We start from the raw sequence: 484 nt of genomic DNA on the forward strand, positions 1-484 counted from the left end.
GGCGTATTCCGGATTTCATCGTCTCCGACGTCAGCTTCATCTCGCTGAAACTGGCGCTGCCGCCGGCCCTTGGTCTGGCCAAGGCTGGCGCAAAGGCCATGTTTCTGGTCAAGCCGCAATTCGAGGCCGGCAGGGAAGCGATCGGCAAGGGTGGTCTGTTGAAGGATCCCTTCGACGCCGCCCGTGTCGCCGGCCTGCTGCAGGATTGGCTGGACTCCGTTCCCGGCTGGCGCTCGCTGGGGCTGCATCTGTCGCCGATCGATGGCGGCGACGGCAATCGCGAATTCCTGCTCGGTGGGATCAAGGACCGATGAGCGCGCGCTTCAGCATCAGGAAACTTGGCGCCCAGGGCGACGGTGTCGCCGAGACCGAGACAGGCGATCTGTTCATTCCCTTCACACTGCCCGGTGAAACGGTCACCGCCGCGCGCGAAAGGGATCGCGCCATGCTGATGGCGGTGCTGTAAGCATCGCCGCCTCCCATC

Annotated in this window: 1 protein-coding gene and 1 pseudogene; both read left to right on the forward strand. The window is 64.5% G+C overall.

Features of this window, described 5'->3' with window-relative positions:
• Positions 1-314: SAM-dependent methyltransferase (locus EOA22_RS36940; protein WP_348629532.1), on the forward strand; the 314-nt coding region annotated here is incomplete at its 5' end.
• Positions 311-463 (forward strand): annotated as a pseudogene (locus tag EOA22_RS36945) (RNA methyltransferase); the annotation flags it as partial. The gene EOA22_RS36940 and the pseudogene EOA22_RS36945, both read left to right, overlap by 4 nt.
• Positions 464-484: the final 21 nt, after the last annotated feature.

The sequence above is a fragment of the Mesorhizobium sp. M7A.F.Ca.US.014.04.1.1 genome, from assembly GCF_003998745.1.
Taxonomy (GTDB): Bacteria; Pseudomonadota; Alphaproteobacteria; order Rhizobiales; family Rhizobiaceae; genus Mesorhizobium; species Mesorhizobium ciceri.